This window comes from Carboxylicivirga agarovorans (assembly GCF_050589845.1).
In the GTDB taxonomy this organism is placed as follows: domain Bacteria; phylum Bacteroidota; class Bacteroidia; order Bacteroidales; family Marinilabiliaceae; genus Carboxylicivirga; species Carboxylicivirga agarovorans.
Genome location: NZ_JBNGPA010000001.1, coordinates 21,363 through 47,271, shown reverse-complemented (window position 1 = coordinate 47,271; position 25,909 = coordinate 21,363). Strand labels below are relative to the sequence as shown.

At 40.2% G+C, this 25,909-nt stretch carries 25 protein-coding genes; 12 read left to right on the top strand and 13 right to left on the bottom strand.

Annotation, left to right across the window (positions count from 1 at the left end; translation table 11 throughout):
• The 10 genes from ACRD69_RS00205 to ACRD69_RS00160 all read left to right on the top strand — a co-directional run bounded on the left by ACRD69_RS00205 (nt 1) and on the right by ACRD69_RS00160 (nt 11,908).
• The gene (locus ACRD69_RS00205; protein ID WP_430813035.1) at nt 1-1,458 is read left to right on the top strand and encodes a UDP-N-acetylmuramoyl-L-alanyl-D-glutamate--2,6-diaminopimelate ligase; all 1,458 of its coding nucleotides are present in this window, start codon (nt 1-3) and stop codon (nt 1,456-1,458) included.
• Nucleotides 1,459-1,468: 10 nt separating this feature from the next.
• Nucleotides 1,469-2,701 (top strand): phospho-N-acetylmuramoyl-pentapeptide-transferase, encoded by a 1,233-nt coding sequence (mraY, locus tag ACRD69_RS00200; protein ID WP_430813034.1) that lies wholly within the window; start codon nt 1,469-1,471, stop codon nt 2,699-2,701.
• Nucleotides 2,702-2,706: 5 nt separating this feature from the next.
• Entirely contained in the window at nt 2,707-4,044 is a 1,338-nt protein-coding gene (gene murD / locus ACRD69_RS00195) for a UDP-N-acetylmuramoyl-L-alanine--D-glutamate ligase (RefSeq protein ID WP_430813033.1), read from the top strand.
• Between the two features lie 14 nt (nt 4,045-4,058).
• A complete protein-coding gene (locus ACRD69_RS00190; protein ID WP_430813032.1) occupies nt 4,059-5,267 on the top strand; it encodes an FtsW/RodA/SpoVE family cell cycle protein in 1,209 nt (402 codons plus the stop codon).
• Nucleotides 5,242-6,336 (top strand): undecaprenyldiphospho-muramoylpentapeptide beta-N-acetylglucosaminyltransferase, encoded by a 1,095-nt coding sequence (gene murG / locus ACRD69_RS00185; RefSeq protein ID WP_430813031.1) that lies wholly within the window; start codon nt 5,242-5,244, stop codon nt 6,334-6,336. The genes ACRD69_RS00190 and murG overlap by 26 nt, the downstream gene beginning before the upstream one ends.
• 4 nt (nt 6,337-6,340) lie before the next feature.
• Nucleotides 6,341-7,726 (top strand): UDP-N-acetylmuramate--L-alanine ligase, encoded by a 1,386-nt coding sequence (gene murC / locus ACRD69_RS00180; protein ID WP_430813030.1) that lies wholly within the window; start codon nt 6,341-6,343, stop codon nt 7,724-7,726.
• Between the two features lie 98 nt (nt 7,727-7,824).
• Nucleotides 7,825-8,553 carry a cell division protein FtsQ/DivIB gene (locus ACRD69_RS00175; protein ID WP_430813029.1) on the top strand — a complete coding sequence of 243 codons (729 nt, stop codon included), beginning with the start codon at nt 7,825-7,827 and terminating at the stop codon, nt 8,551-8,553.
• A 5-nt stretch (nt 8,554-8,558) separates the two neighbouring features.
• Entirely contained in the window at nt 8,559-9,899 is a 1,341-nt protein-coding gene (gene ftsA, locus ACRD69_RS00170; RefSeq protein ID WP_430813028.1) for a cell division protein FtsA, read from the top strand.
• A 19-nt stretch (nt 9,900-9,918) separates the two neighbouring features.
• On the top strand, nt 9,919-11,412 hold the full coding sequence (ftsZ, locus tag ACRD69_RS00165; protein WP_430813027.1) for a cell division protein FtsZ: 1,494 nt from the start codon (nt 9,919-9,921) through the stop codon (nt 11,410-11,412).
• 46 nt (nt 11,413-11,458) lie between these two features.
• Complete coding sequence (locus ACRD69_RS00160) at nt 11,459-11,908, top strand: GatB/YqeY domain-containing protein (RefSeq protein ID WP_430813026.1); 450 nt, start codon at nt 11,459-11,461, stop codon at nt 11,906-11,908.
• Nucleotides 11,909-12,126: 218 nt separating this feature from the next.
• On the opposite strand, the gene ACRD69_RS00155 is transcribed toward ACRD69_RS00160, so the two are convergent.
• The 7 genes from ACRD69_RS00155 to ACRD69_RS00125 all read right to left on the bottom strand — a co-directional run bounded on the left by ACRD69_RS00155 (nt 12,127) and on the right by ACRD69_RS00125 (nt 17,675).
• Nucleotides 12,127-12,990 carry a protoheme IX farnesyltransferase gene (locus ACRD69_RS00155; RefSeq protein ID WP_430813025.1) on the bottom strand — a complete coding sequence of 288 codons (864 nt, stop codon included), beginning with the start codon at nt 12,988-12,990 and terminating at the stop codon, nt 12,127-12,129.
• Nucleotides 12,987-13,940, bottom strand: a complete 954-nt coding sequence (gene coxB / locus ACRD69_RS00150) for a cytochrome c oxidase subunit II (protein WP_430813024.1) — start codon at nt 13,938-13,940, stop codon at nt 12,987-12,989. The genes ACRD69_RS00155 and coxB overlap by 4 nt, the downstream gene beginning before the upstream one ends.
• A gap of 2 nt (nt 13,941-13,942) precedes the next feature.
• Nucleotides 13,943-14,230, bottom strand: a complete 288-nt coding sequence (locus ACRD69_RS00145; protein WP_430813023.1) for a cytochrome C oxidase subunit IV family protein — start codon at nt 14,228-14,230, stop codon at nt 13,943-13,945.
• An 11-nt stretch (nt 14,231-14,241) separates the two neighbouring features.
• Nucleotides 14,242-14,850 (bottom strand): cytochrome c oxidase subunit 3 family protein, encoded by a 609-nt coding sequence (locus ACRD69_RS00140; RefSeq protein ID WP_430813022.1) that lies wholly within the window; start codon nt 14,848-14,850, stop codon nt 14,242-14,244.
• A complete protein-coding gene (locus ACRD69_RS00135) occupies nt 14,847-16,460 on the bottom strand; it encodes a cytochrome c oxidase subunit I (protein ID WP_430813021.1) in 1,614 nt (537 codons plus the stop codon). Before ACRD69_RS00135 ends, ACRD69_RS00140 begins: the two co-directional genes overlap by 4 nt.
• A 10-nt stretch (nt 16,461-16,470) precedes the next feature.
• The gene (locus ACRD69_RS00130) at nt 16,471-17,235 is read right to left on the bottom strand and encodes an SCO family protein (protein WP_430813020.1); all 765 of its coding nucleotides are present in this window, start codon (nt 17,233-17,235) and stop codon (nt 16,471-16,473) included.
• Nucleotides 17,236-17,402: 167 nt separating this feature from the next.
• Nucleotides 17,403-17,675 carry a DUF493 family protein gene (locus tag ACRD69_RS00125; RefSeq protein ID WP_430813019.1) on the bottom strand — a complete coding sequence of 91 codons (273 nt, stop codon included), beginning with the start codon at nt 17,673-17,675 and terminating at the stop codon, nt 17,403-17,405.
• 209 nt (nt 17,676-17,884) lie between these two features.
• On the opposite strand from ACRD69_RS00125, the gene ACRD69_RS00120 reads away from it, so the two are divergent.
• A complete protein-coding gene (locus ACRD69_RS00120; protein ID WP_430813018.1) occupies nt 17,885-18,340 on the top strand; it encodes a nuclear transport factor 2 family protein in 456 nt (151 codons plus the stop codon).
• Here the strand turns inward: ACRD69_RS00120 and ACRD69_RS00115 are convergent.
• The 6 genes from ACRD69_RS00115 to ACRD69_RS00090 form a co-directional block, all read right to left on the bottom strand.
• On the bottom strand, nt 18,337-18,726 hold the full coding sequence (locus tag ACRD69_RS00115; protein WP_430813017.1) for a YchJ family protein: 390 nt from the start codon (nt 18,724-18,726) through the stop codon (nt 18,337-18,339). The two genes, ACRD69_RS00120 and ACRD69_RS00115, sit on opposite strands and share 4 nt — an antisense overlap.
• 1 nt (nt 18,727) lies before the next feature.
• The gene (locus ACRD69_RS00110) at nt 18,728-19,342 is read right to left on the bottom strand and encodes a DEAD/DEAH box helicase (protein WP_430813016.1); all 615 of its coding nucleotides are present in this window, start codon (nt 19,340-19,342) and stop codon (nt 18,728-18,730) included.
• 124 nt (nt 19,343-19,466) lie between these two features.
• Nucleotides 19,467-19,694, bottom strand: coding sequence for a hypothetical protein (locus ACRD69_RS00105; protein WP_430813015.1), 228 nt, complete (start codon nt 19,692-19,694; stop codon nt 19,467-19,469).
• Between the two features lie 253 nt (nt 19,695-19,947).
• Entirely contained in the window at nt 19,948-21,564 is a 1,617-nt protein-coding gene (gene pckA, locus ACRD69_RS00100) for a phosphoenolpyruvate carboxykinase (ATP) (protein WP_430813014.1), read from the bottom strand.
• Nucleotides 21,565-22,034: 470 nt separating this feature from the next.
• Nucleotides 22,035-22,571, bottom strand: a complete 537-nt coding sequence (locus ACRD69_RS00095; RefSeq protein ID WP_430813013.1) for a methylated-DNA--[protein]-cysteine S-methyltransferase — start codon at nt 22,569-22,571, stop codon at nt 22,035-22,037.
• Between the two features lie 104 nt (nt 22,572-22,675).
• Nucleotides 22,676-24,280, bottom strand: coding sequence for a fumarate hydratase (locus ACRD69_RS00090; protein WP_430813012.1), 1,605 nt, complete (start codon nt 24,278-24,280; stop codon nt 22,676-22,678).
• A 259-nt stretch (nt 24,281-24,539) separates the two neighbouring features.
• Here ACRD69_RS00090 and ACRD69_RS00085 point away from each other — a divergent pair, with 259 nt between their 5' ends.
• A complete protein-coding gene (locus ACRD69_RS00085) occupies nt 24,540-25,892 on the top strand; it encodes an alanine/glycine:cation symporter family protein (RefSeq protein WP_430813011.1) in 1,353 nt (450 codons plus the stop codon).
• Nucleotides 25,893-25,909 lie beyond the last annotated feature (17 nt).

Sequence of the window (25,909 nt, the reverse complement as noted above, 5' to 3'; positions counted from 1 at the left end):
ATGAAGAAGTTATCTGAAATAATTAATGATGTTACAGCTGTTGAGCAATTCAACTTTCTTGATTGTGATGTGAAAGAGATCGTGTTTGACTCCCGTAAGGCAGGGGAGGGAACAGTGTTTGTGGCCATGCGTGGGCCAAAGGTTGATGGGCATCAGTTCATTTCCCAGGTAATGGATAATGGCTGTAAATGCATTGTGTGTGAAGATGTACCTTCTGAATATTCAGAAGAAACAACTGTTATTAAGGTTGAAGATAGTTCTTATGCATTAGGTCAGATGGCATCTGCATTTTATGATAATCCATCAGAACAGTTAAAGCTGGTAGGGGTTACCGGTACCAATGGTAAAACAACGACTGCAACCCTATTGTACCACCTGGTTATGAATATGGGGTGCAAAGCAGGTTTGTTTTCGACAGTGGCCAATTATATTGGAAGTGCAAAAGTTGATGCAACGCACACCACCCCGGATGCGGTGACGCTTAACAAAACAATGTCTGAAATGGTGGATGCCGGCTGCGAGTATTGTTTTATGGAAGTGAGTTCCCATGCTTTGGTCCAAAAAAGGGTGGCAGGCTTGAATTTTGCCGGCGCTTTGTTTACAAATATCACCCATGATCACCTGGATTATCACCTTACTTTTAAAGCATATATTGAAGCTAAGAAATCTTTCTTTGATCACTTAAATAAGGAGGCTTTTGCGTTGACAAACGCTGATGATAAGAATGGTGCTGTAATGCTTCAGAATACCAGGGCTGAAAAGTACAATTATTCCTTAAGGGGAATGGGAGACTTTAAGGGGCGGATCGTAGAGAGTATGTTTGAGGGAATGCAGCTTGAAATTGACAGTCAGGAAATATGGACGCGGTTTGTGGGGGATTTTAATGCTCAAAACTTATTGACTGTATATGGTGCTGCCTGTTTGCTTGGCTTTGAAAAAGAAGAGGTGCAGGTGGCATTGAGTCAGTTAAAGCCTGTTGATGGACGTTTTGAAACCATACGGTCTAACTCAGGAAAGACTGCGATTGTTGATTATGCTCATACACCTGATGCATTAAAGAATGTAATTGAAACCATTAATCAGGTTCGTCAGCCGAAGCAACAGCTAATAACAGTTGTAGGAGCCGGAGGTGATCGCGACCCGATGAAGCGTCCGGAGATGGCGAAAGAGGCTGTTGGTGGTAGTTCAAAGGTTATTTTAACATCTGATAACCCACGTAGTGAAGATCCTGAAGAGATTATTTCACAGATGATGGAAGGGGTAAGTTTTAAAGAACGCATAAAGGTGCTGTCGATTGTTAATCGACGTGAGGCTATTCGAACAGCCTGCATGGTGGCGCAGTCAGGTGATATTATTCTTATTGCGGGTAAAGGACATGAAACCTACCAGGAAATCAAAGGACATAGAAATCATTTTGACGATAGAGAAATTGTAAATGAAATATTTAACGAAGAATAAAACCTGAATCATGCTGTATTACTTATTTGAATACTTTGAAAAGATAAATATGCCTGGAGCAGGTGTGTTTCAGTATATTACTTTCCGCGCTGGTTTATCGGTAATAGTGGCTTTGCTAACGGCAACTATTTTTGGTAAGATGGCTATTAGAATGCTACAGCGACAGCAGATTGGTGAAGTTGTTCGTGATCTGGGCCTTGAGGGACAATATCAGAAGAAAGGAACTCCAACAATGGGTGGTGTTATTATAATCGCCTCTATTCTGATTCCAGTATTATTGTTTACCAGGTTGGATAATATATATATTATCCTGATGATCATTTCTACACTTTGGTTGGGGACAATTGGTTTTATTGATGATTACATCAAGGTCTTCAAAAAAGATAAAGAAGGATTGGCAGGGCGTTTTAAAATTGCCGGTCAGTTTGGTATAGGACTCATTGTTGCCATTACTTTGTTTTCGAGTGGTGATGTGGTAATTCGGGAAAAAATTCCCGGAGAAACAGTAAAGGTACAGTTGGATAATGGCCAGGAAGTTGAGCGGGCAGTAACCCGTGAAGTAAAATCGACCGTTACCAATATCCCTTTTTTAAAGAATCATAGGTTTGATTATTCATCGGTACTTTGGTTTTTAGGAGACCAGGCCAAAAAATGGGGGTGGTTAATATTTGCCGTCGCTGTTATTTTTATTATTACGGCTGTTTCAAATGGAGCGAATATAACAGATGGATTGGATGGTCTGGCGACAGGAACATCAGCCATTGTTGGTGTTACACTGGGTATTTTTGCCTATTTGTCGAGTAATGTTATTTATGCAGACTATTTGAATATCATGTATATACCTCATTCGGAGGAGTTGGTGGTGTTTATGGCTGCCTTTATCGGAGCTACCGTAGGATTTCTATGGTATAACTCATTTCCCGCTCAGGTGTTTATGGGTGATACCGGTAGTCTCACACTTGGAGGTATTATAGCTGTATTTGCGATTTTACTGCGCATAGAGTTATTGATTCCTATTCTCTGTGGAATCTTCCTGGTGGAGAATCTGTCCGTTATGATCCAGGTTTCATGGTTTAAGTACACAAAAAAGAAATATGGTGAAGGTCGTCGTGTGTTTAAGATGGCTCCTTTGCATCACCATTATCAGAAAATAGGGTATACGGAGTCGAAAATCGTAACCCGTTTCTGGATAATAGGAATCATACTGGCTGTTTTAACAATTGTAACGCTTAAAGTTAGATAGAGATCATGCAAAAACTGGTCGTATTAGGTGCAGGAGAAAGTGGAGTCGGTGCAGCTTTATTGGCAAAGCAGCAGGGATGGGATGTGTTTGTTTCTGATAGTGGTGTCATTAAAGAAAATTACCAGAAGGAACTGGATGAGGCAGGTATTAAGTGGGAGCAGGGATTACATACCTTAGAGCTGATTTTTGCAGCCAATGAAGTCGTGAAAAGTCCGGGCATTCCTGATTCGGTACCAATGATACAGCAGTTACATACACGTAATATACCTGTTATATCTGAAATTGAATTTGCAGGTCGCTATACCGATTCTAAAACCATTTGCATTACCGGTAGCAATGGAAAAACGACTACAACCATGCTTATTCATTATTTGCTAAAGCATTCAGGTGTGAATGTTGAGATGGCTGGTAATGTGGGTACGAGTCTGGCTCGCCAGATTGCAGATGGGAAATGCCCTGAATGGTTTGTTATAGAGTTGAGTAGCTTTCAGTTGGATGGCATGTATAACTTCAAGGCAGATATAGCGGTGCTATTGAATATTACACCCGATCATCTGGATCGGTATGAATATAAAATGCAAAAATACATCGACAGTAAGTTTCGAATTGTTCAAAATCAAACCGAAGAGGATGTATTTGTCTATTGTCAGGATGATGAGGTAATTGCCAGTGAATTACCCAAGCGCATTTTCAGGTCGGAATTATTGCCGTTTACACAAACAGATATTCTGAAACGAGGCGCTTATTCTACCATTGACGAATTAATTATTAACTATAATGATGAAACTATGAGTATATTTTCTCGGGACTTATCGTTGCAAGGGCGTCATAATTTATATAATTCTATGGCGGCCGGTATTGTAGCAAAAGTATTAAACATCAGAAAAAAGTTAATTCGCGAAAGCCTTTTGAGTTTTAAAGGAGTGGCGCATCGTCTTGAAAAAGTGATCTCGGTAAGGGGAATTGAATTTGTCAATGATTCAAAAGCCACTAATGTTAATTCATCATGGTATGCACTTGAGTGCATGTCAAGTCCGGTTATATGGATAGCTGGAGGTGTTGATAAGGGAAATGATTATAATGAGCTGATGCCGTTGGTTGAAAAGAAAGTCAAGGCCTTGATATGTCTCGGAACGGATAATCAGAAATTGCTGGATGCTTTTGGTAATAAGGTGTCGGTAATTAAAGAAACGCAATCGATGGAAGATGCGGTGAATATGGCTTATCGAATGGGCAAGAAAAATGATGTCGTTTTGTTGTCGCCGGCATGTGCAAGCTTCGATTTGTTTGATAATTATATGCAGCGTGGTGATCTTTTTAAGGAGAGTGTTAGGAAGTTGTAGTTCAAATATGTAAGATGAACGAATTATTAAAGAAATATATAAAGGGTGACCGGATTATCTGGTATGTGATACTGTTGCTATCTGTCTTTTCATGCCTGGTAGTGTATAGTGCAACCGGTAACCTGGCATACAAGCATCAGGATGGAAATGCCGTGTATTATCTTTTTCGCCATGCTAAGTTTTTACTGGTAGGGCTGGGGATAATCGTTGCGGTTCATCATATCAATTACAAATGGTTTGCCCGATTTGCAACGGTGTTTCTGTATGTCTCCATAGTTTTGCTTGTTATAACGGCTATTTCTGGTGTGAGTTTAAACCAGGCCAGTCGTTGGCTGACGGTACCTGTTGTTGGTATTTCCTTTCAGCCATCTGAGATCGCAAAGTTGGCTTTAATGATGTATATCGCTAAAGTACTGGCTCAGTATCAGGCAAATGACAGAACTGCAGATGAGGCTTTTAAACCCATTATGATACATGTGGCCATTGTATGTGGTTTGATTTTTAAGGATGACTTCTCAACTGCAGCTCTGATAGGTTTTACCAGTTGGTTGGTAATGATGATAGGGCGAGTATCAATGAAATACCTCTTGGGAACTGTAGCGGCAGTTATGCTTTTTGTTACTGTTGTAATTTCCTTGTCTGATTACGTGCCTTTTTTACATCGCGCCAGTACGTGGAAAGCTCGTGTTGAACGATTTATTGGAGGAGAGGATAATACTGCAGGGGAGGTTTCAGCCGATTATCAGTCGGAACGATCACAAATGGCCATTGCAACGGGAGGTGTTTTCTGGGGGCGTGGTCCCGGAAATAGTCAACAACGCTACTTTTTGCCACACCCTTATAGTGATTTTGTTTATGCAATAATTATAGAGGAATGGGGGATATTGATTGGCGGATTTTTGATCATGTTTGCCTATTTGATATTGCTTTTTCGGGCGGGTGTAATTGTCAGGGCCAGCAGTCGAACCTTTCCGGCCTTCCTGGTCGTCGGCTTATCGACCTTGCTGGTTGTACAGGCATTTATTAATATGGGTGTGGCTGTCGGTGTGATGCCGGTAACGGGTCAGCCCTTGCCTTTGGTTAGTATGGGTGGTACTTCTACCTTGTTTACGTGTCTTGCATTTGGCGCTATTCTTAGTGTCAGTAGAAATAATATGGAAGAAAAGGAATTAGCTGCAGAAGCTGAAAATGAAAACTATGAGTCCGATAAGAGTAATAATTAGCGGAGGTGGAACAGGAGGACATATCTTTCCGGCCATTTCAATAGCCAATGCTGTTAAAGCCAGTCGTCCTGACGCCGAGATATTGTTTGTTGGTGCAGAGGGAAAGATGGAGATGGAAAAAGTACCGGCAGCCGGTTTTGAAATTGTTGGATTGCCAGTTGCCGGATTACACCGAAAGTTAACCCTGCGTAACCTGGCTTTTCCTTTTAAATTGCTTCGAAGTTTACTTAAGGCCAAAAGTGTCATAAGGAATTTTAAGCCCGATGTAGCGGTGGGTGTAGGTGGCTATGCCAGTGGTCCTGTGTTGCGAATTGCTTCTCAATCGGGTATTCCGAGTTTATTGCAGGAGCAGAATTCCTTTCCGGGCATTACCAATCGCCTGCTTGCCAAAAAAGCCGCTAAAATCTGTGTGGCCTATGACAAAATGGAAAGATTCTTTGCTAAAGATAAAATACTGATAACAGGTAATCCGGTGCGTAACGATTTGCTCTCTGACATATCAAAAGAAGAGGCCCTTTCTCATTGGAAACTTGCTCAGGATAAAAAAACGATATTAGTGATAGGGGGTAGTCTGGGTGCCCGTTCTGTCAATAATGGTATCATCAATACCATAAGTGATTTGCCAGCCGGTATACAGGTAATATGGCAAACGGGTAAGTTTTATTTCAGTGAGATGAATGAAAAGCTGCCATCTGAACTAAAGGGTAGGGTTGTTGTGACTGATTTCATCAGTCGAATGGATATGGCTTTTGCAGCTGCTGATCTGGTAGTGTCTCGTGCTGGTGCCAGTTCGATATCTGAATTGGCCATATTGGGTAAGCCAACTGTTTTTGTTCCTTCACCTAATGTTTCTGAAGATCATCAGACTAAGAATGCAATGGCTCTTGTTGAAAAGGATGCTGCTGTTTTGGTGAAAGATGCACAGGTCAATAGCTTGCTGGATGAAGCTGCTGCATTGCTAAGTCAGGACGAAAAGCTGGCAGAGCTGGCAAAAAATATAAAGCAGTTTGCAAGGCCTGATGCTGCTGATGATATCGCGGAAGAAGTGATTAAACTTGCTCAAAAATAAGGAGATGTTGCAGTTAAAAGATATACGGAGTGTTTATTTTGTAGGTGTTGGCGGCATCGGAATGAGTGCCATTGCCCGATTTTTCAAATACGAGGGCTTACATGTGGCTGGCTACGACAGGGTATCTACTGTTCTTACAAAAGAACTGGAGAGTGAGGGGGTGTCTATCCATTATGAAGATGATGTTGAGCAGATAGCCTTGAACTACAGGGATAAGGCATCGACTTTGGTCGTGTATACACCTGCTATTCCGGACGATCATACCGAGTTGAGTTATTTTCGTAATAAAGGCTTTGATGTTCGTAAGCGTGCTGCTGTTTTAGGTCTTATTTCGAGCGGAATGAATAGTGTTTGTGTGGCAGGTACACATGGAAAGACGACAATATCATCCATGACAGCACACCTCTATAAGCAATCTGAAGTAGGTTGTAACGCTTTTTTAGGTGGCATTGTAAATAACTACAAAACAAATTTTTTACACAACGCCAATTCATCATATGTTATCCTCGAGGCCGATGAGTTTGATCGTTCATTCCTGCATTTATCACCTCATTTTGCATTGTTGTCTGCTATGGATGCCGATCATTTGGATATCTATGGGAATAAAGAATCCATAAATGAGGCTTTTCTGGAGTTTGTTGATAGAATTGAACCTGGTGGAGTGCTTTTGCATAAGGCTGGATTGGATGTTGAGGATGTTAGCGACGAAATTGAGGTATTTACTTATTCGATAGAAGAGAAAGCTGATTTTAGTGCCATTAATATCAAGTTGATTGATGGGCTTTATCAGTTCGACTTAAAGTCACCTTTCGGTACGATAAAAGGCTTAAAAATGGGGGTTCCGGCCCTTGTAAACGTTGAAAATGCTGTGGGGGCGATCGGTCTGGCATTGTTGGGTGGAGTAGAGGCTGACGAAATAAAGACAGCCTTACCTGCATTTGAGGGAATACGCCGTCGTTTCCAATATCGCATTAAGAGTGAAGAGTTAGTTTTGATTGATGATTACGCACATCATCCTGAAGAGATTAACGCTACCTTAAAATCGGTTAAGGCTATCTATCCTGAATCGAATATTACAGTTGTTTTTCAGCCTCATTTATACACGCGTACTCGTGATTTCGCAGAGGGTTTTGCACGTTCGCTTGATGTTTGTGACCGGGTATTGTTGCTTGATATCTATCCTGCCCGCGAGTTGCCAATTGAAGGTGTTAATTCTGCTATGATCGCCGGGTTGATGACTAACAAGGCTGTTAAGGTTGTGAGCAAAGATGGATTGTTTGAAGAATTATGTCGTGAGAAAATGGAAGTTGTGTTAACGCTGGGAGCCGGAGATATTGACAAAGAAGTGCCGATTTTAGAGGAGAAATTAAAGGTGTTTATCAGCAATTAGTATACGTTTAACAAATTGTTAATAAATAATAATAAATACACGGTTGATAGTAGGGTGAAAAAGTTATATTTAAACGGAATTATAAGGTTTAGTTACAAATGAAACGTTTTAAAAGCATATTGTTTTTAGGGATTGCCGTAGTGTATATTATGGTAACATTCTCATTTGTAGCTGTTAATAAAAGTGAAGTTGTTTGTGGGGAAATAGCTCCGTCAATTTGTGATAGTGTAGATAATCAATTTATTACAGCCCAAGAACTTTCTGATATTGCTTTGGGAAAATACCCGGGAATTCTTGGCCGTAAACTCAAGGAGGTTGATTGCAATCAAATGGAGGAGTTTTTTCAGAAACATCCGGCTATAGAAAACTGTGAGGTGTATTACACCTATGGTGGTACTTTGCACCTCGATGTCACTCAGCGTGAACCATTGGTACGTGTTTTTGACAACGGATCTTCGTATTACCTGGATATGAATGGCGAAAAGATGCCCATATTCAAAAATCATTCGGCACATGTGTTGGTGGCCAGTGGATTTATTAAGCGATTATCATCTGACAATGACTTGCAGACAATTGCCGAAGCGATTTACTTTGACGAGTTTTGGAAAGCACAGATCGAGCAGGTTTATGTTGATGAAAAAGGAGAATTGACTTTAGTGCCACGCGTCGGAGATCATTTGATCGAATTTGGAAAAGTTGAAGACGTAGATACTAAGTTTCGTAATCTGAAAGCACTTTATACTCAGGGGTGGGATTCCCGTGAGTGGAATTTATATAAGAAAGTAAGTTTGAAATATAAAGGACAAGTTGTTTGTACAAAAGGATAGATGTTATGAACCACGAACCTAATCTAATTGCCGCGATTGACATTGGTACCACAAAAATTGTGGCTATTGCCGGTCGTAAACTCGATAATGGAAAATTGCAACTTCTCGGTATGGAAAAGGTGCCTTCGATAGGTGTCAAACGTGGGGTTGTTTTGAACATTGACGAAACGGTGGCTTCAATCAAACAAGCTATCGCGAGCATTGAAGAGAAACTGGAAATAAAGCTTAAAGAGGTATATGTTGGTATTGCAGGTCAGCATATCAAAAGCCTTCGTAACAGGGGGTATCGTTTTATTGAAGGTGGGCTTGAGATAACGCAGGAAGACGTTGATAATTTATTTGATGACAACTATAAGATCCCTGTAGAAGCGGGTGAGAAGATTATGCATGTTATTCCACAGGATTATATTGTGGATAATGAAATGGGTGTTAAAAATCCTGTAGGCATGTCGGGTCGCCGCCTTGAAGGAAATTTCCACATTGTACTTGGACGTATAGCATCTGTTAAAAATATAGAGAAGTGTATTCGACGTGTAGCACTTCAATTGAATGACCTGATACTTGAACCACTGGCATCTTCAAAAAGTGTGTTAACCGAAGAAGAAAAAGAAGCTGGTGTGGTTTTGGTTGATATAGGTGGTGGAACAACCGATGTGGCTGTGTTCTATGATGGTATTATTCGTCATACAGCCGTGATTCCTTTTGGCGGCAATGTGGTGACATCTGATATCAAAGAAGGTTGTTCAGTCCTTTATAAGCAAGCAGAATCATTAAAAGTACAGTTTGGGTCAGCCATGGGAGATATGGCCCGTGAAGATATGGTGGTAACTATCCCGGGTATGGCGGGTTGGGAGCCTAAAGAAATTTCTTTTAGAAGTCTGGCATACATTATTCAGGCCCGTATGGAAGAAATCATTGACTATGTCATGTATCAGATCGAAAACTCTGGTTGTATGGATAAAGTTGGTGCCGGTATTGTTTTAACCGGGGGAGGAGCATTGCTTAAGAACCTGCCTCAGTTAATTAAATTACGTACCGGTCTTGATGTAAGAATTGGCTTGCCTGATCGTTGTCTGGATGGCGATGTGCCACCTTCAGCGCATTTACCAAACTACTCAACCAGTATTGGTTTAATATTAAGCGCAATGGAACGCCCAAGACGCGCAATCGTTGAGCCTGAATTATTTGGTGAAGTGGAACCTAAATGGGAAGAGTCGCAGCGTAAAGCAAGCTCGAAACGCGAGAAAATCAAAAAAGAAAAGTCGAGCTATAAAACAGGTAACCTGTTTAGTGGCATTAAAAACGGACTTGTCAATATATTCGACGAGAAGGATGTTGAAATGTAGAAGGTAAAACTGGACGGATATGAGTGAAGAGTTGATGAATTTTGATATACCGCAATCTGAATCTTCAATAATAAAAGTAATTGGAGTTGGTGGTGGAGGTAGTAACGCCGTCAATTATATGTATAGTCTTGGTATAAAGGACGTTAACTTTGTGGTCTGTAATACCGATGCCCAGGCATTGGAAAGCAGTCCTGTCCCGGTTAAAATACAATTAGGAGAATCGCTGACCGAGGGCAGAGGTGCAGGAAACAGACCTGATAAAGGGCGAGAGTCGGCCATTGAAAACCTCGAAGATGTTGTTGATGTTCTGAAGCAAAATACCAAAATGGTATTTGTAACTGCCGGAATGGGCGGAGGAACAGGTACCGGTGCTGCACCCATCATTGCCAAAACGGCAAAGGAAATGGGGATTTTGACAGTAGGTATTGTTACGATTCCATTTAAGTTTGAGGGCAAATTAAGAATTAACCAGGCACTGGACGGCATTGCTGAAATGGAGAAGAATGTCGACTCATTGCTGATAATAAATAATGAACGCTTGCGAGAGATGTTTGGTGATTTAAAATTATCAAATGCATTCTCGAAGGCTGATGATGTGTTAGCAACGGCTGCAAAAGGTATAGCAGAAATTATTACTGTTCACGGCTATATAAACGTCGACTTCGCCGATGTCGAAACCGTTATGAAAGACAGTGGAGTGGCAATTATGGGTTCTGCCTACGCAGAAGGTGAAAAACGCGCCCTGGATGCTATTCAGGCGTCACTTGAATCGCCATTGTTGAATAATAATGAGATTAGAGGGGCTCGTAATATTCTTCTGAATATCACCTCGGGTACTGAAGAGATCACGATGGACGAAGTGGGTGAAATAACCGATTACGTTCAGGAGGTGGTCGGTGAAGACGCATCTATTATCTGGGGTACAGGTAATGACGATGGTTTGGCCAGACAGGTGTGTGTAACAATTATAGCTACCGGATTTGTATCTGAGCAGCTTATCGAACACCGGGTTAAGAAAAATCAGGACAAGGTTACTCGTTTTTCATTGGATGAAGAAGGTGAGGTAGTTAATGTTCCGGAAAATGAAGAGGTGATTGATTTTTGTGCCGAACCAGGTGAAGAAAAAGGACGGGTGGTTGATTTTGAGGCGGTTGAAAGGAAAAAGCAAGAGCGGATAGATTCGTTTTATCAGCCTGTTGTGCCTTTAAGCAGAAAGTCGGAGGTTGATCATTATAATCCATCAAACGATAATTTTATTGACGAAGGCTTTAGTACGGCCGGTGCCAGTTATTATACATCGCATTTAAGTCAGGAAGAGATGGAGGATGAGCGATTCATTGAACAGATCGAGAACGTACCGGCTTATAAGCGCAGGAAAATGCCGGTTGAGAATCAACCCAACAGAAGAGTGAGTCAGGAGAGGAAAGTAAGCCGTTTTTCTCTGTCAGATGACCCGAAAAATGGTCCGCAAATAAGTAAGGATAATCCTTATTTGCACGATAATGTGGACTAGCAGTAGTGTGAATTAAATTAGAAATAGTTATACAAGATCAAATATTATGAGTTTAGAGGCGCAGATTAGCAATGATATCAAGGAAGCAATGAAGGCAAAAGATCGTATCAGATTGGAAGCCTTGCGAGGAGTGAAAAAAGAAATAATTGAAGCCAAGACTTCCAAGGGTGCTGCTGAAGAGTTAACTGATGCTGATGTGATGAAGATTGTTCAGAAGATGGTAAAGCAACGAAAAGATGCAGCCGAACTATTCAAGTCTCAGAATCGTGAAGATTTAGCTGAGAAAGAACTGGAAGAGGTTGAAGCGATCAGTGTTTACCTGCCGGCTCAACTTACCAAAGAGGAATTAGAGCCGATCGTAAAAGCAATTATCGAAAAGGTAGGTGCTACTTCCATGAAAGAAATGGGTAAAGTAATGGGTGTTGCTTCTAAGGAATTAGCAGGTAAGGCCGATGGAAAAGATATTTCAGCTGTAGTGAAGCAGTTATTGGGATAAAAATATAGTTGTCAAAATAAATGAAACCGGTACCTGACCATTCAGGTACCGGTTTTTTAGTTTCATGTATAAATACGACACTACTGACTGGTATGATTAAGTGTTCGTATCGAACGTAAGTAAGCGTAACATATCTCCGGCGATAAGCGGAAGGAATCTACGCCGATAATGGTAGCATGTCTGCCACCCTAATGGTAGAGTATGAGAATATAATAGCATCAAATTTTATCCGCAATTACCAATAACATTATCAATAAATAAAATGAGTTGAAGTAAATAAATTGCTTTCTAAGGAGCTGGGGCGATCGAGCCTGAATTGTTTCCATGGTGCTTTTTACTACCCAAATAATCATTATTATACTTGCAAGAAAAGCGATCCAGCTTGTGGCTTCCTTTGTTATGATATCGAGAATTGGTAAAAACAAGGCAGAAATAAACGTTGCAATAAACCATATTAAATTAATACGCACCACCTGGCTGTTTGACAGGTGATCTGTAATAACCGGAAAGCCGGCATTTTTATATTGGTTTTTATACTTTAATACGAGGAGCCAGAAGTGAGGCATTTGGCCCAAAAAGAAAAAGAATGCAATGAAATGGATGCGAAAATCCACAATGGAACCACCGGCAGCACACCAGCCTGCAATTGGAGGAATGGCTCCTACAACAGCGCCTGGAAAAACAGAAAAAGCTGTTTTGGTTTTAAGGGGTGTGTAAATAAGGTTATACCAGATAATGCCAGCCCATCCCCAGATTACTGCCGAAAGGTTGAAGGTTGATAGTATGGTTGTGCCGGTGATGCAAAAACAGCTTATAGTCAATAGGGCTTTCTTCTTGCTGAAGATACCCCGTGGAAGTGGTCGGTCCTGGGTCCTTCGCATTAGTTTATCTCTGTTTTGCTCCTGGAACTGATTGAGGGCCGAAGCACCGGCAGACATGAAAAATATGCCTGTTGCTGCAAGCACCCCTTCCCAGCTTAGTTGCTCATTAAACAAAACAAAGGCAATAAAGCAACTTAGTGCTATTGGAAGAGAAATGCTGAATTTGCCAAAAATGGCTATGTTTTTGAATGCTTTTTTCATTGTCCCGATAAGTATCTGAAATAGTCGAGTAATTGTTGAAATTCTTCTTCTGTCACCTGTTCTTTATATGACAGCATAAGGCCTTTTTCATAACCTTTAACCACTTCTGCGTTGGGATCATATATTGAACGGCGAATGTAATCTTCATCGGCCATCATCTCTATTTCATCACCATCTTTGATAACTGTTCGCATGCGCCCTAAAATATTCTTATACGACGGTCCGACAAGCTTGCTGCCATCTGCTGTATGACAGGCATTGCAACCATATTTGCGGGTAATACTTATGCCTGCTTGTCTTGAGTCAACCACTGTGTTGTTGGTGGCAAGGGCTGATGAATCGATTTTGGTCATTTCATCAAACTGCTCGGCCGGAATAACCTTAACGACCGAGGTCATGTAAGAATGGCGTAATCCACAGTATTCAGCGCAAAATATTTCATATTCTCCTTCCTTTCCTGATTCAAACCAGATGTTGGCTTCTTTTCCGGGAACCATATCCTGTTTTACTCTGAAAGAAGGGATGTAAAGGCTGTGTAAAACATCAAGTGCAACCAGGTCAAGTTTCACTGCTTTGTTGATCGGCACATATAAGGTATCGGTGATCAGTCCGTTTTCGTACTGAAAGGTAAAGCTCCACATTCGGGCAATTGTTTTGATAGGTATGGCATCCTCCGGTACTTCCTGCTGATTTCGCCAGCCTGACCAGCCATAATAAAACATTGATAAAACCAGTATGGTTGGAATGACTGTCCATATAATCTCCAGTGTATTGCTGCCTTCGATATGGCTTGCTTCAGCATTTTTGCTTTTACGGTATCTGAGTATGTAGTATACCATAAACCCTGTTATACCCACCAGGAACAAAATGGATATGCCAAATATGTATACAAAAGCAGAATCTACCTGTGAGACGAAATTGGAGGCCTTATTTGTTATATCTTCATTCATAGCTATCTGAAATTATAATCGAGGAAAGTGATTAAAAGAACAAGGGTGATCAAAATAAACACAGCAGTCACCAATATTTGAAGCAGCTTGTTGTCAAACTTTAAATGCATAAAAAATACCAGTACCAATATTGACTTGACAGAAGCCAGTAGTATGGCCGTAAATACTGTTAGGTTCGCAAGTTCAATGTAAGTAACCCCCACGGATATTAAAGTGAGCAGGATCAGGCCCGATAATACAATCAGGTATAGTTTGTAAGGTACAATATGTTCGGATTTATGGTTGTCCATGGCGCGCAGTTTTAAGTGATAAGGTAGAATAAGGGAAAAAGAAATATCCAGATCAGGTCAACCAGGTGCCAGTAAAGTCCTGAATTATCAAGTAATACCGGATTTTTGTATGTGAGAGTGTTGTTGTTGACCCGGTAGCAAACGATGGTGATCAGCACAAAGCCTATGATTATGTGTAAAGCATGCAGCCCTGTCATGAAAAAATACAGACTGAAGAATAGTGTGTCGCCATGCCCCAGCCTTAACAGGTCTTCACTTCCTGGGAAGATACCATGTTCGAATTTTCCCTTCCATTCAAAATATTTATTGGTCATAAACATAAACGCAATAAATAAGGTGATGAGCAAAAGAAGAATGGTGAACTGTTTGTTTTTAAGTCGGATGGCGGTGCTTGCCATGGCCATTGTGGCACTGCTTATGAGAAGGATAACGGTGTTGACCGTTCCAACGGTAACGCTCAGTTCTTCTGCTGCCAGGTGAAAGGCGACAGGATTGAGGTAGCGATAAATGCCATATACGATGAAGAGTCCTGCAAAAAGCAGAAGTTCAGTGAATATGAATAACCACATTCCTAATTTAGAGGCTTCGTCATCGCGGTGTGTATGTGCTATGTTATTCATGACTCTTTGTTTTTGCGGTAATCATATGGCCCTCTTTCAACTATTGGTATCTCTTCAAAATTTTCAAGTGATGGAGGTGAATCTACAGTCCACTCCAGGGTGCGGCCACCCCACGGGTTCTTTGTGGCTTTTTCTCCTTTGTAAGCGGCGTTTACCAGGTTGTAGATGATGATGATCAGTCCAAGAAGCAGAACCCATGAGCCAATTGTTGAAACGATATTGGGGCCATGGAAATCCTCCACATAGTCATAATATCGACGTGGCATACCTGTCACACCTAAAAAGAACATTGGTAAATAAAGTGTGCAGAAGCCAATGAAGAATATAATCCAGCCCGATGTGGCCAGTTTGCTGTTGTACATCCTTCCCCATATTTTTGGAAACCAATAATGGATGGCACCCATAAATGCAAAACCAACACCGCCAAATACAATAAAGTGAAAATGTGCAACAACAAAAGCAGTGTCATGCAGGTGAACATTGGTGGCCAGTGCACCAAGGGCGAGCCCTGACAGGCCTCCGATCATAAACACAAATAAAAACGATGCTGCCCAGAAGAAAGGTGTTTCCAGCTGAATGGACGCTTTATGCAAAGTGCCCACCCAATTAAATACCTTGATGGCGCTTGGTATGGCTACAATAAATGTGAGCAGTGAAAAGGTATATAAGGCAGTGCCGCTCATGCCCGAGGTAAACATGTGATGGCCCCATACAAAATAGCCGACAAAAGCAATGGCCAGGGTTGAAATAACGATGGCTTTGTAGCCGAATATAGATTTATTGGCAAAAGTTGGAATGATCTCGGAGATCGCACCCATGGCCGGTAATATCATAATGTAAACAGCCGGGTGGGAGTATATCCAGAACAGATGTTGGTATAAAATGGGATCGCCTCCTAATGCAGGATCGAAAAAGCCAATGTTAAGCACGCGTTCTCCGACTATCATCAGTAAGGTGATGCCAACAATGGGAGTAGCCAGTATTTGAATCCAGCCTGTGCCATAAAGGGTCCATGGGAACAGGGGCATTTTGAACCAGGTCATGCCCGGGGCACGCATACGGTGTATTGTTACAATGAAGTTGATGCCGGTAAGGATTGATGAGAAACCCAGTATAAATGCACCCAATACTGCCGGTAGCATATTGGTGTTGGTTTTGAAGGCGTATGGTGCGTAAAATGTCCAGCCCGTATCTGGTGGTCCACCGCCCATGAAGAGAGAAGACAGAGCGATAATGGCTCCGAAAACATATATCCACCATGAAAGCAGGTTGAGCTTGGGGAAGGCCACATCTTTGGCTCCGATCATGATTGGGAGTAAGAAATTACCAAAAATGGCTGGTAATCCGGGGACCACAACAAGAAATATCATAATAACACCATGAAGAGTAAATATGGCATTGTAGGTTGCCGGGTCGATCACCGTTTTGCCGGGAGCCATTAATTCAAGCTTCATAACAATGCCTAAAAGCACGCCTATCAAAAAGAAGCTGACGATCGAGTAAAGATATAGTAAGCCAATACGTTTGTGATCAGTTGAAAATATCCAGGCAAATATCCCTTTGTATTTACCTTTTACTTCTCTGAAACTGTTTGTGGGTTGGTTTGACATGTTTTGAGATTTAGGTTTTTACTGTTTTCTTTGGTTTAATGGTGAGCACTAACAGCACTAATCCGGCTATAACAATAATAAGTATGCCGGCTACCTTGGTGATGTTTAATACGTATGCCTGGCCTGCCGGGTCGTAGCTGTAGCAAAACTGAAGAATGCGATTGACGGTTGGTCCCGGAATGCCTTTTGAAGCCTCTATTACCGCTAGTTTGAATTCAAAGGGCAGAAAGTAGGTGCCATTCAGGTATCTTGTGATTTTACCATCGGGGCTGATCAATATTAATCCGGCAGTGTGTATAAAATCATTGCCTGTTTTTTTATAACTGAAGCCCGTAGCCTTTGTAAGGTGGGCTACATTGCTGCTATCAGCTGTGAAAAACAACCAGCCTTTTTCCATACCTTCTTTTTCAACTATCATTGAATAGTTGTTTCTTTTTTTGAGAGCGAGTTCGTGGTTTTCTGTATAGTCGAAACTGATGGTTACTATCTGGTAGTCCTGGCTTAGTTGCATATCAGATAAGTTAACCACTTCGGTTATGCCATCCATTAGGGGAGTGCATATGCCGGGACAACGGTAATAGACAAAGTTTAGAACAGTTGGTTTGTTCTGGATAACGGAAGATAACAGAACCGTATCTCCATTGATGTCGATAACATGAATATCCTCAGGCAGGTATTCATCGAGATGCTCAATAATCCCTATTTTCTGATTTTGAGAATTAGCATATGATAGTGCTAATAAACCCAGGATAAAGGTTGCTAATATTTGCTTCATAATGGCGATAATGAGTGTGATAAAGTATAAAAATACCTCATTATCTTGTAAAAGGCAATGCTATTTTAAAAACTTCAATAACAAAACGCTACCATTATGTAGTTTTGGGTTGTTAAGAGTAGAAGGGGCTGTATCCCTCTCATTTTTAATGGTTATATTGTTTTGCACTAAAGGCTCATAACGCCTTCAATAGCGGCTATCTTGCTTGTGACTTCAATGATGGCGTTGGCACTCTTCATGCTAACGCGACAGGTAACAGATACGTATTTAAGATTCTTTGTGTGGTTGTATGTAACTGTTCCGTGTTTTGGAAGTAAATCAACTACCTGTTGTACTTTACCATCTGTATTAGGGACAATAAATTTAAACATATATAGCATTGGCCACTTCTTGTTTTTAGCCAATAGTTCTTTTAACTTCTCGTACTCCTGCATCGACATATCATTTGCTTTTACGGCTGCAAAAATAACTTAAAAAGTGGAGTGGGTAAAGTAAAAATGAATTGTTGTATATTTAAAACATAAAAGAAACTGTTTAGATTTTGTTTCTGTGGGTTATTTTGAATGAATTAAGTTCGCAGATTAGACAAAATTGATTAGCATAGTGTGGTTCTTTAAAGAAATTTCAAACCCAATCAAGAATATTAGATATGAGAAAACTACATGTATTACTAGTGTTTTTTGCTGTGTCATTATTAGCACAAGCACAGGAGAATAATAAGGAAATTGAAGCCATCAAAAAAGTTATCCAGTCGGCCTATGTTGAAGGTATACAAAACGAAGGGGATATTGATAAAATTGATGCCGGTATTCATCCTGACTTTAATTTGTTGGGCATAGGAGAAAAGGGAGCCATATGGAAATTATCCATTTCAGAATGGAAAGAGAAAGTCATTCAGCGTAAAAAAGAGGGGAAATTACCTCGTCCTAAGAATAATTTGATTAGTGTTAAGTTTTTATCGGTTGATGTGACAGGTACAGCTGCGGTGGCTAAGTTTGAATTTTATGTTGGCGGGGAACTTAAATATGTTGATTATATCTCGTTGTATAAATTTGACGATGGCTGGAAGCTGGTAAGTAAGATCTATTATAAATTCGAAGATTAATATTGTTGCCCTGAAGTATAAAACCACATCCCTTTTTCCTTTCGAAAAAGGGATTTTTCATGTATGGCCTGCAATTGACCGTTTTCTATGAATAAGGCCTTGAATTCGACCATTCCCTCAGTGTCTGTTGCTTGTCCTTTTTCAGAGTTAATAATGGTGAGTCCCATCCATTGTACTGATCGCGCCCATTGTTCTATGTCTTCTTTTTCTTTTAAGGGGCGCGTGCTGATGTGGTGGGTTTTTATTAAATAATTAATGTTGCCCTGAGTAAAAGCTGTATAGCGCGATCGCATTAATTGTAATGCTGTTGGAGCATCCTGTTTGTTTTCTAAATAAGGCTGGCAGCAGCAGTTGTAATTGTTACCTGAGGAGCAGGGGCATTTCATGTTATTCAATTTCAATATAGTGTGGGTTCTTCATTAGTCGTTCTTCAACCGTATCAAAACTCTGGTGCCATTTTTTAGCAAAGAACAGGAGTTGAGGGTTTTTGATTCCATCGGCAATTCTATAGATAATGGCGTGATGAGAATTTGTGATTACAGTGTCAGCTTCATCTACAGCCAGTATCTTCACCTTTGTCATCGGAACACCGTTGATGTTAACTAACTCCATAAGTCTTTTGGGTGTGCAGAAAAGAACGTCAAGACCATCGTAAATTTCATCTTTCTGGTATTGAAGAATTCCCTGATCGAAGGCTACAAAGCTTCTGAGTTTTGTTTTGGCTGCCAATAGTTGAAACTGCTCTTCCAATTCAAATGCATTTTCCCGTGTTGATGTCAGTACAATGGCTCTTGGAGCTTCCTCAAAAGGTTCTTTGAGTTGTTGAATGATGCCAATTAAAAGCGCGGTTGACTTACCTGTCTTTTCTGGAGTTATGGCAAATATGTCAGCTCCTGATTTAATTTTAGGTATACTCTGGCTTTGAACCGCTCTCGGTTCAGTGTCAAAATGTAAATCAATAATGTTTGACGCTAATTGGGGGATGAGTTTCTTCAGTTTCATGCTAATGAATGTTTGAAGTCGCAAAGATGTAGAAAAGAATGCAAACAAGAATGGCTCTTTTGTATTAAAAGAGCCATTTGTAATGAAATGACAGCAAGTAATTGTTCCCTGCTGTTTATTAGTTTTATGCGTAATACGCGATTAGTCTTTTTCCTGCAAAGATCTCAATGTTATTATCGGAACCTTCTTGCGCTTCGAAACTGAAATCAGGATTCTTCTTTTCTAAAAACTGATTTAACCGTTGCATTAATATTGATGCTTTCGTATTATTTCTTTTTGTAAGAAAGTTATCTAATGCGATTAAAAATGAAATCTGCTTATTCTTAGCATTTTTGGTTATACGAAGATTCATAGCTCACATTTTTAAAGTTAATTTTGACTAGTTTACTTATAGAATTGATTAAGGTTGCGTTTTTAACAATTAATAACGTTCTATCGTTTGTAGTGTAACTGCAATAAGTCAGCCTTAATCCATTGGAAATTAATTCCAATCAAAATATAACAATTAGCGTGCCATAAATTTTGCTGGTAGTTATATGTCGTTGAATAAAAAAAAGGCGCCAACCAGCTGGTCAGCACCTCTTTATTTGGTAGTTATTAGGAGTTTAAATTTCAGGTCCTGCTTTTTCAAGTGCCAGACCTTCTGGCGTGTCAGTGTACTTTTTAAAGTTATTAATGAACTTTGATGCCAGGTCTTTCGCTTTTTCTTCCCAATCTTTGCTATCGCTATATGTGTTCCTTGGATCCATGATCTCAGGATTTACATCGTGCAATGAAGTAGGAATTTCCAGATTAAAAATTGGAATGTGTGATGTTTCTGCTTCTTCAATAGAACCATCCAGTATGGCATCGATAATTGCCCTGGTGTCCTTTATTGAGATACGTTTCCCTGTTCCGTTCCATCCGGTATTTACCAGGTAGGCTTTTGCGTCATGTTGCTCCATCTTTTTAACCAGTTCCGCTCCGTACTGGGTAGGGTGTAATGACAGAAAAGCTTCGCCAAAGCATGCTGAGAATGTTGGACGTGGTTCAGTAACTCCCAATTCAGTTCCTGCTAACTTGGCAGTAAAACCTGAAAGGAAATGATATTGGGTCTGATCAGGAGTGAGCTTTGATACCGGAGGCATCACACCAAAAGCATCTGCTGTTAAAAAGATAACTTTATTGGCATGTCCTGCTTTTGAAACTGGCTTTACAATGTTATTGATGTGATGAATTGGATAGGAAACCCTGGTATTTTCCGTTACTGAATTATCTGTAAATTCGATCTTACCATTTTCATCTACGCTGACGTTTTCCAGCAGTGCGTTTTTTCTGATGGCATTATAAATGTCTGGCTCGCTTTCTTTATCAAGATTAATTGTTTTGGCATAACATCCGCCCTCGAAGTTGAAAACACCGTCGTTATCCCAGCCGTGTTCATCGTCGCCAATTAATTCTCTTTTCGGATCTGTTGAAAGTGTTGTTTTACCTGTTCCGGAAAGACCGAAGAAAATAGCCACATCGCCATTTTTGCCTTTGTTGGCAGAGCAATGCATAGAAGCCATGCCATTAAGAGGAAGATAATAGTTCATCATAGCGAAGATGCCCTTCTTCATTTCTCCTCCATACCATGTGCCGCCAATGATCTGCATGCGTTCACTAAGGTTAAACATGGTAAATACCTCTGAGTTGAGTCCTTGTTCTTCCCAGTTTTTGTTTGTTGTTTTAGAGCCATTGATGACTACAAAGTCAGGTTCTCCATAGTTGGCTAACTCTTCGTCTGAAGGGCGAATGAACATGTTTTTGACAAAGTGAGCCTGCCAGGCAACTTCAGTTATAAAACGAACCTTTAACCTGCTGTTGGTGTTGCTGCCACAAAAAGTGTCAATAACATAAAGGTTTTTGTTGGACAGGTGTGTGCAAACATCTGATTTTAACTGGCTCCAGGTTTCTTTTGAAACAGGTTTATTATCGTTTTTAGAGTGCTCCGAAGTCCACCAGATTGTATCTTTTGTAACGTCGTCGTATACAATATACTTATCCTTAGGTGAACGACCGGTGAATCTTCCAGTCATTACGTTAATGGCACCCGTTTCCGTTAATTGCCCTTTTTCATATCCTTCCAATTCAGGATTTAATTCATCTAAGTATAAATCTTCATAGGATGGATTGTATATGATTGTGGGAGTGTTAACAATTCCATACTTTTTCAAGTCTACCATAGATTTTACTGCTTCCATTTTGTTTGTTGTTAATTGGGGTTACTTACAAATTGAAACTAATTGTGGTTTCTGTGTGATTTAAATGTGATAAAAGAATGTGTATATCTTTAAAATATTAACTAAATAAAACAAATAATAACAAAAAAGTACAAATAAAAATACTGAAATAGTTCTTTATTATCAGCTAATTAAGAAGTATATCAGTATGTGCTGTGAATTGATATGCTAAGATTTGTAAAATGTTATAAAATAAACAAATAAAACAGCAACTATGTTTTCGTAAGTTTCGTAAAGGGCTGTAGTACAGGTGGAAAAAATTATATAAAGAAAAATATATGTAATAAAGGTTTTAAACTGTAACTAAGTGGCGGTTTTTTACGGAATTTTTTCTTTTAATTGCAGAGGAGGTGCTTGTAAATAGCTGCTTTTTAGACGAGTGTTATTTTTGGTACTTTTTATGGAGTAACGTTTTAAAAGTCCAATATTTATTAATCGAAGAGACTAAGCTGGTTGTTGACCCGGAAGCAGCCTTCGAGCTCTAAAAGTTTCTTTTTAGCAGTCAAACCACCTGCATATCCAACTAATTTGCCATCACTGCCTATAATTCTGTGACATGGTATGATAATAGAAATAGCATTGGCTCCATTGGCAGAGGCAACTGCTCTTATGGCATTGTTATTTCCCAGTAATTTACTTAGTTCCAGGTAGGAATTGGTTGTTCCCCAGGGGATTTCTGCCAATGTATTCCATACCTTTTTTTGAAATTCTGTACCGGCAAGCAGTAGGGGCAATTTAAAAACCTTTAGTTCACCTTTGAAATATAATTCGAGTTGCTGAATAGCTTCATTGATTACTGAAGATGGTTCTTCTTTATATGTGGCTTTTAAAGATTTTGTAATACGATTATCTATCGATTGACGCATTTTACGATAGCGCCAGTCGCACAGACAAAGTTGATTATTATATGAGCCAAGGATCAATTCGCCACAAGGACTTTTATAGTATTGGATGGATATATGTGACATAGATTGAGGATTATGCTCGCAATATAACAAACAAAAAAGATGCGAACTATTCATAGTAGAATAATTCGCACCTTGTGTATGTTTACTAAGTTTTAAAAACTCAATTAAAGCTTTGCAAAGAAGTCATTGCCTTTGTCATCAACAATGATGAATGCCGGGAAGTTTTCCACACGTATTTTACGTACTGCTTCCATGCCCAATTCCTCAAAGTCAACTACTTCAACAGATTTAATGCTGTTTTTGGCTAAAATGGCAGCTGGTCCGCCAATGGAACCAAGGTAGAAACCTCCGTTGTTTTTGCAGGCATCAGTTACAGCTTGTGAACGGTTTCCTTTGGCTACCATAATCATCGAACCACCGTGTTTCTGGAAAATGTCAACATAAGGGTCCATACGGCCTGCTGTTGTTGGTCCAAAACTTCCTGAAGCCATTCCTTTAGGAGTTTTTGCCGGTCCTGCATAGTAAACAGGATGGTTTTTGAAGTAGTCTGGCATTGGCTTACCTTCATCCAGCATTTGTTTGATGCGAGCATGTGCAATGTCACGTGCTACAATAAGTGTTCCTGAAAGATTTAAACGCGTTTTGATCGGATGTTTCTTAAGTTCATTAAGAACATCTTCCATAGGCTGGTCCAAATCAATGTCAATGGCAGGAGCCATGTGAGGTGCTTCTTTAGGAACAAAACGAGACGGATTCTTCTCCAACTCTTCCACAAAAATTCCTTCTTCGGTGATTTTGGCTTTGATATTACGGTCAGCACTGCAGCTAACACCTAACCCAACAGGACAGGAAGCCGCGTGACGAGGCATGCGGATTACGCGTACATCATGAACAAAGTACTTTCCCCCAAACTGAGCGCCGATTGTACTTTCCTGGCAAATCTTCTGTACTTTGGCTTCCCACTCTAAATCACGAAATGCCTGACCTCCTTCATTGCCTTCGGTTGGCAGGTGGTCAAAATATCCTGCGGATGCTTTTTTAACAGCAGCCAGTGTTGCTTCGGCCGATGTACCGCCTATTACCAAAGCCAGGTGATAAGGAGGGCATGCTGAAGTACCAAGGTCTTTAATTTTATCCTGAACGAATTTAGTCAGGTTCTCTTCTGTTAATAAAGCTTTGGTCTGCTGGTACAGAAATGTTTTATTACCTGAACCACCACCTTTTGTCATAAACAAGAAATCATATTGATTACCCTGCTCGGCGTATATGTCAATTTGTGCAGGAAGGTTAGAACCTGTATTTTTCTCTTCAAACATAGAGAATGGTACAACCTGTGAATAGCGAAGGTTTCGGTCGCGGTATGTTTCATAAACACCACGTGACAAATGCTCGGCATCATTGGCACCGGTGTACACGTTTTCACCTTTTTTACCCAAAACAATGGCAGTTCCGGTATCCTGACAGGTCGGTAATTCACCCTCTGCCGTAACAACCTGGTTCATTAACATGGTATGGGCAACAAACCGGTCATTATCTGACGATTCTTCGTCCTTTAATATGTGAGCTAATTTTTCAAGGTGCGTTGGGCGCAGGTAAAAAGAAACATCTGCAAATGCTTCTTTGGATAAAAGCTCTAAGCCTTTGGGGTCTACCTTTAGTATTTTTCGACCATCCACTTCAATGGTAGAAACATAATCTTTAGTAATTAATCGATAAGGAGTAGTATCCTTAAGGATTGGAAAAGGTTTTTGGTATTTAAAATCAGCCATAGTGTAATTTGCTTAATAAGCAAAAGTCATTAGTCGTCAGTGTGTTGATAATGATAGAGGCGACTATTGGCTTAAGCAGAATTTATGTTATTGATTATTAGTTGATGTTTGTTGTCTTCATTAATTATGAATGGTTGCAAATCTAAAACTTAATTCAACATGAATTAAAGAAATCTTGCAATAATTAGCGTTAAAAAATTTTAAAGCGATGACCTTTATATTCTTTTGTAAGGCTTCACACTTTTTCTATCTTTCTAAAATGAAAAATATTGAAAACCTGATCATCAAATTTAGTGAGTTTATTTGGGGAACTCCACTACTTATTCTACTCCTTGGCGGAGGTTTCTTTTTTATGATATACAGTAAACTGATGCCGTTTCGTTACATTGCTCATGCGGTTGACATTTTAAGGGGTAAATATGACGACCCCAAAGAAGCAGGGCATATCAATCACTTTCAGGCTTTATCCACCGCATTGGCTGCAACTGTTGGAATGGGGAATATCAGTGGAGTAGCGGTTGCTATAACAGCAGGTGGTCCCGGAGCTATTTTCTGGATGTGGATCAGTGCCTTGCTGGGGGTTTCAACGAAATTTTTTACGGGAACACTGGCAGTTATGTTTCGGGCAAAGGATGATAAGGGAGAAATACAGGGTGGTCCGATGTATATAATTACTGAGGGTTTAGGAAAGAAATGGAAACCCATGGCTGTATTTTTTGCGGTTGCAGCTATGTTTGCTGTGTTTCCGGTATTTCAGAGTAATCAGTTGACTCAGGTGTTTCGTGATATTGTGTTACAACCGAATGGTATAAAAACAGGTTTTACTTCTGATTTGATAACCGGTATTATCATTGCTCTGTCCATGTCGGCAGTAATATTTGGGGGTATCAAACGCATTGGTAAAGTAACGGCGAGCATCGTTCCGTTTATGGTGTTGTTGTATGTTGGAATAGTTTTGTTTATTATATTTTCTCACCCTGATCAACTGGTCGATGCTGTTTTATTGATATTTAAAGATGCCTTTGAAGCCCAGGCTGTGTTGGGTGGAGCTGTTGGAATAATAATTATTACCGGTATAAAGCGTGCTGCATTTTCCAATGAAGCAGGTATCGGTACGGCTCCTTTGGCACATGGTGCTGCTAAAACAAATGAACCGGTGCGCGAAGGTTTGGTTGCAATGCTGGGTCCCATCGTTGATACGCTTATTGTCTGTACCATGACAGCACTGGCCATTTTGGTTACAGGAGTTTGGCAAACAAGCGATGCAGATGGTATCACGCTGACAGCTTTGGCTTTTGATAAAGCGATTCCAACATACGGGCCTTATTTGTTAATATTGTGTGTCATGTTTTTTGCTTTATCAACATTGTTTGCATTCCCTTATTACGGCAATAAGTGTTCATCTTATTTATTCGGTACAAAGTCGAAGAATATATACAATGTGGTAAGTGTCTTAAGTGCTGTAATAGCAGCTGTTGTGTCTATCGATGTTGTGATTGCTTTTATTGATTCGGCATACGCCTTGATGGCATTTCCCAATATGATTGCTGCGCTGCTTCTGGCACCCCATGTAAAGCGTGCTACAATTGATTATTTCAATCGTCATAAATAAAGAATTAGCTGTAACTT

What these genes read in the sequence shown, in the direction of transcription:
- ACRD69_RS00140 (WP_430813022.1), bottom strand. Translation starts at nt 14,850, where the DNA reads ATGAATAACATAGCACATACACACCGCGATGACGAAGCCTCTAAATTA.
- ACRD69_RS00110 (WP_430813016.1), bottom strand. Translation starts at nt 19,342, where the DNA reads ATGAAACTGAAGAAACTCATCCCCCAATTAGCGTCAAACATTATTGAT.
- ACRD69_RS00205 (WP_430813035.1), top strand. Translation starts at nt 1, where the DNA reads ATGAAGAAGTTATCTGAAATAATTAATGATGTTACAGCTGTTGAGCAA.
- murD (WP_430813033.1), top strand. Translation starts at nt 2,707, where the DNA reads ATGCAAAAACTGGTCGTATTAGGTGCAGGAGAAAGTGGAGTCGGTGCA.
- ACRD69_RS00085 (WP_430813011.1), top strand. Translation starts at nt 24,540, where the DNA reads ATGAAAAATATTGAAAACCTGATCATCAAATTTAGTGAGTTTATTTGG.
- ACRD69_RS00145 (WP_430813023.1), bottom strand. Translation starts at nt 14,230, where the DNA reads ATGGACAACCATAAATCCGAACATATTGTACCTTACAAACTATACCTG.
- ftsA (WP_430813028.1), top strand. Translation starts at nt 8,559, where the DNA reads ATGAACCACGAACCTAATCTAATTGCCGCGATTGACATTGGTACCACA.
- mraY (WP_430813034.1), top strand. Translation starts at nt 1,469, where the DNA reads ATGCTGTATTACTTATTTGAATACTTTGAAAAGATAAATATGCCTGGA.
- ACRD69_RS00160 (WP_430813026.1), top strand. Translation starts at nt 11,459, where the DNA reads ATGAGTTTAGAGGCGCAGATTAGCAATGATATCAAGGAAGCAATGAAG.
- coxB (WP_430813024.1), bottom strand. Translation starts at nt 13,940, where the DNA reads ATGAATGAAGATATAACAAATAAGGCCTCCAATTTCGTCTCACAGGTA.
- ACRD69_RS00105 (WP_430813015.1), bottom strand. Translation starts at nt 19,694, where the DNA reads ATGAATCTTCGTATAACCAAAAATGCTAAGAATAAGCAGATTTCATTT.
- murG (WP_430813031.1), top strand. Translation starts at nt 5,242, where the DNA reads ATGAGTCCGATAAGAGTAATAATTAGCGGAGGTGGAACAGGAGGACAT.
- ACRD69_RS00120 (WP_430813018.1), top strand. Translation starts at nt 17,885, where the DNA reads ATGAGAAAACTACATGTATTACTAGTGTTTTTTGCTGTGTCATTATTA.
- ACRD69_RS00090 (WP_430813012.1), bottom strand. Translation starts at nt 24,280, where the DNA reads ATGGCTGATTTTAAATACCAAAAACCTTTTCCAATCCTTAAGGATACT.
- ACRD69_RS00130 (WP_430813020.1), bottom strand. Translation starts at nt 17,235, where the DNA reads ATGAAGCAAATATTAGCAACCTTTATCCTGGGTTTATTAGCACTATCA.
- murC (WP_430813030.1), top strand. Translation starts at nt 6,341, where the DNA reads ATGTTGCAGTTAAAAGATATACGGAGTGTTTATTTTGTAGGTGTTGGC.
- ACRD69_RS00155 (WP_430813025.1), bottom strand. Translation starts at nt 12,990, where the DNA reads ATGAAAAAAGCATTCAAAAACATAGCCATTTTTGGCAAATTCAGCATT.
- ACRD69_RS00095 (WP_430813013.1), bottom strand. Translation starts at nt 22,571, where the DNA reads ATGTCACATATATCCATCCAATACTATAAAAGTCCTTGTGGCGAATTG.
- ACRD69_RS00190 (WP_430813032.1), top strand. Translation starts at nt 4,059, where the DNA reads ATGAACGAATTATTAAAGAAATATATAAAGGGTGACCGGATTATCTGG.
- pckA (WP_430813014.1), bottom strand. Translation starts at nt 21,564, where the DNA reads ATGGAAGCAGTAAAATCTATGGTAGACTTGAAAAAGTATGGAATTGTT.
- ACRD69_RS00125 (WP_430813019.1), bottom strand. Translation starts at nt 17,675, where the DNA reads ATGTCGATGCAGGAGTACGAGAAGTTAAAAGAACTATTGGCTAAAAAC.
- ACRD69_RS00135 (WP_430813021.1), bottom strand. Translation starts at nt 16,460, where the DNA reads ATGTCAAACCAACCCACAAACAGTTTCAGAGAAGTAAAAGGTAAATAC.
- ftsZ (WP_430813027.1), top strand. Translation starts at nt 9,919, where the DNA reads ATGAGTGAAGAGTTGATGAATTTTGATATACCGCAATCTGAATCTTCA.
- ACRD69_RS00115 (WP_430813017.1), bottom strand. Translation starts at nt 18,726, where the DNA reads ATGAAATGCCCCTGCTCCTCAGGTAACAATTACAACTGCTGCTGCCAG.
- ACRD69_RS00175 (WP_430813029.1), top strand. Translation starts at nt 7,825, where the DNA reads ATGAAACGTTTTAAAAGCATATTGTTTTTAGGGATTGCCGTAGTGTAT.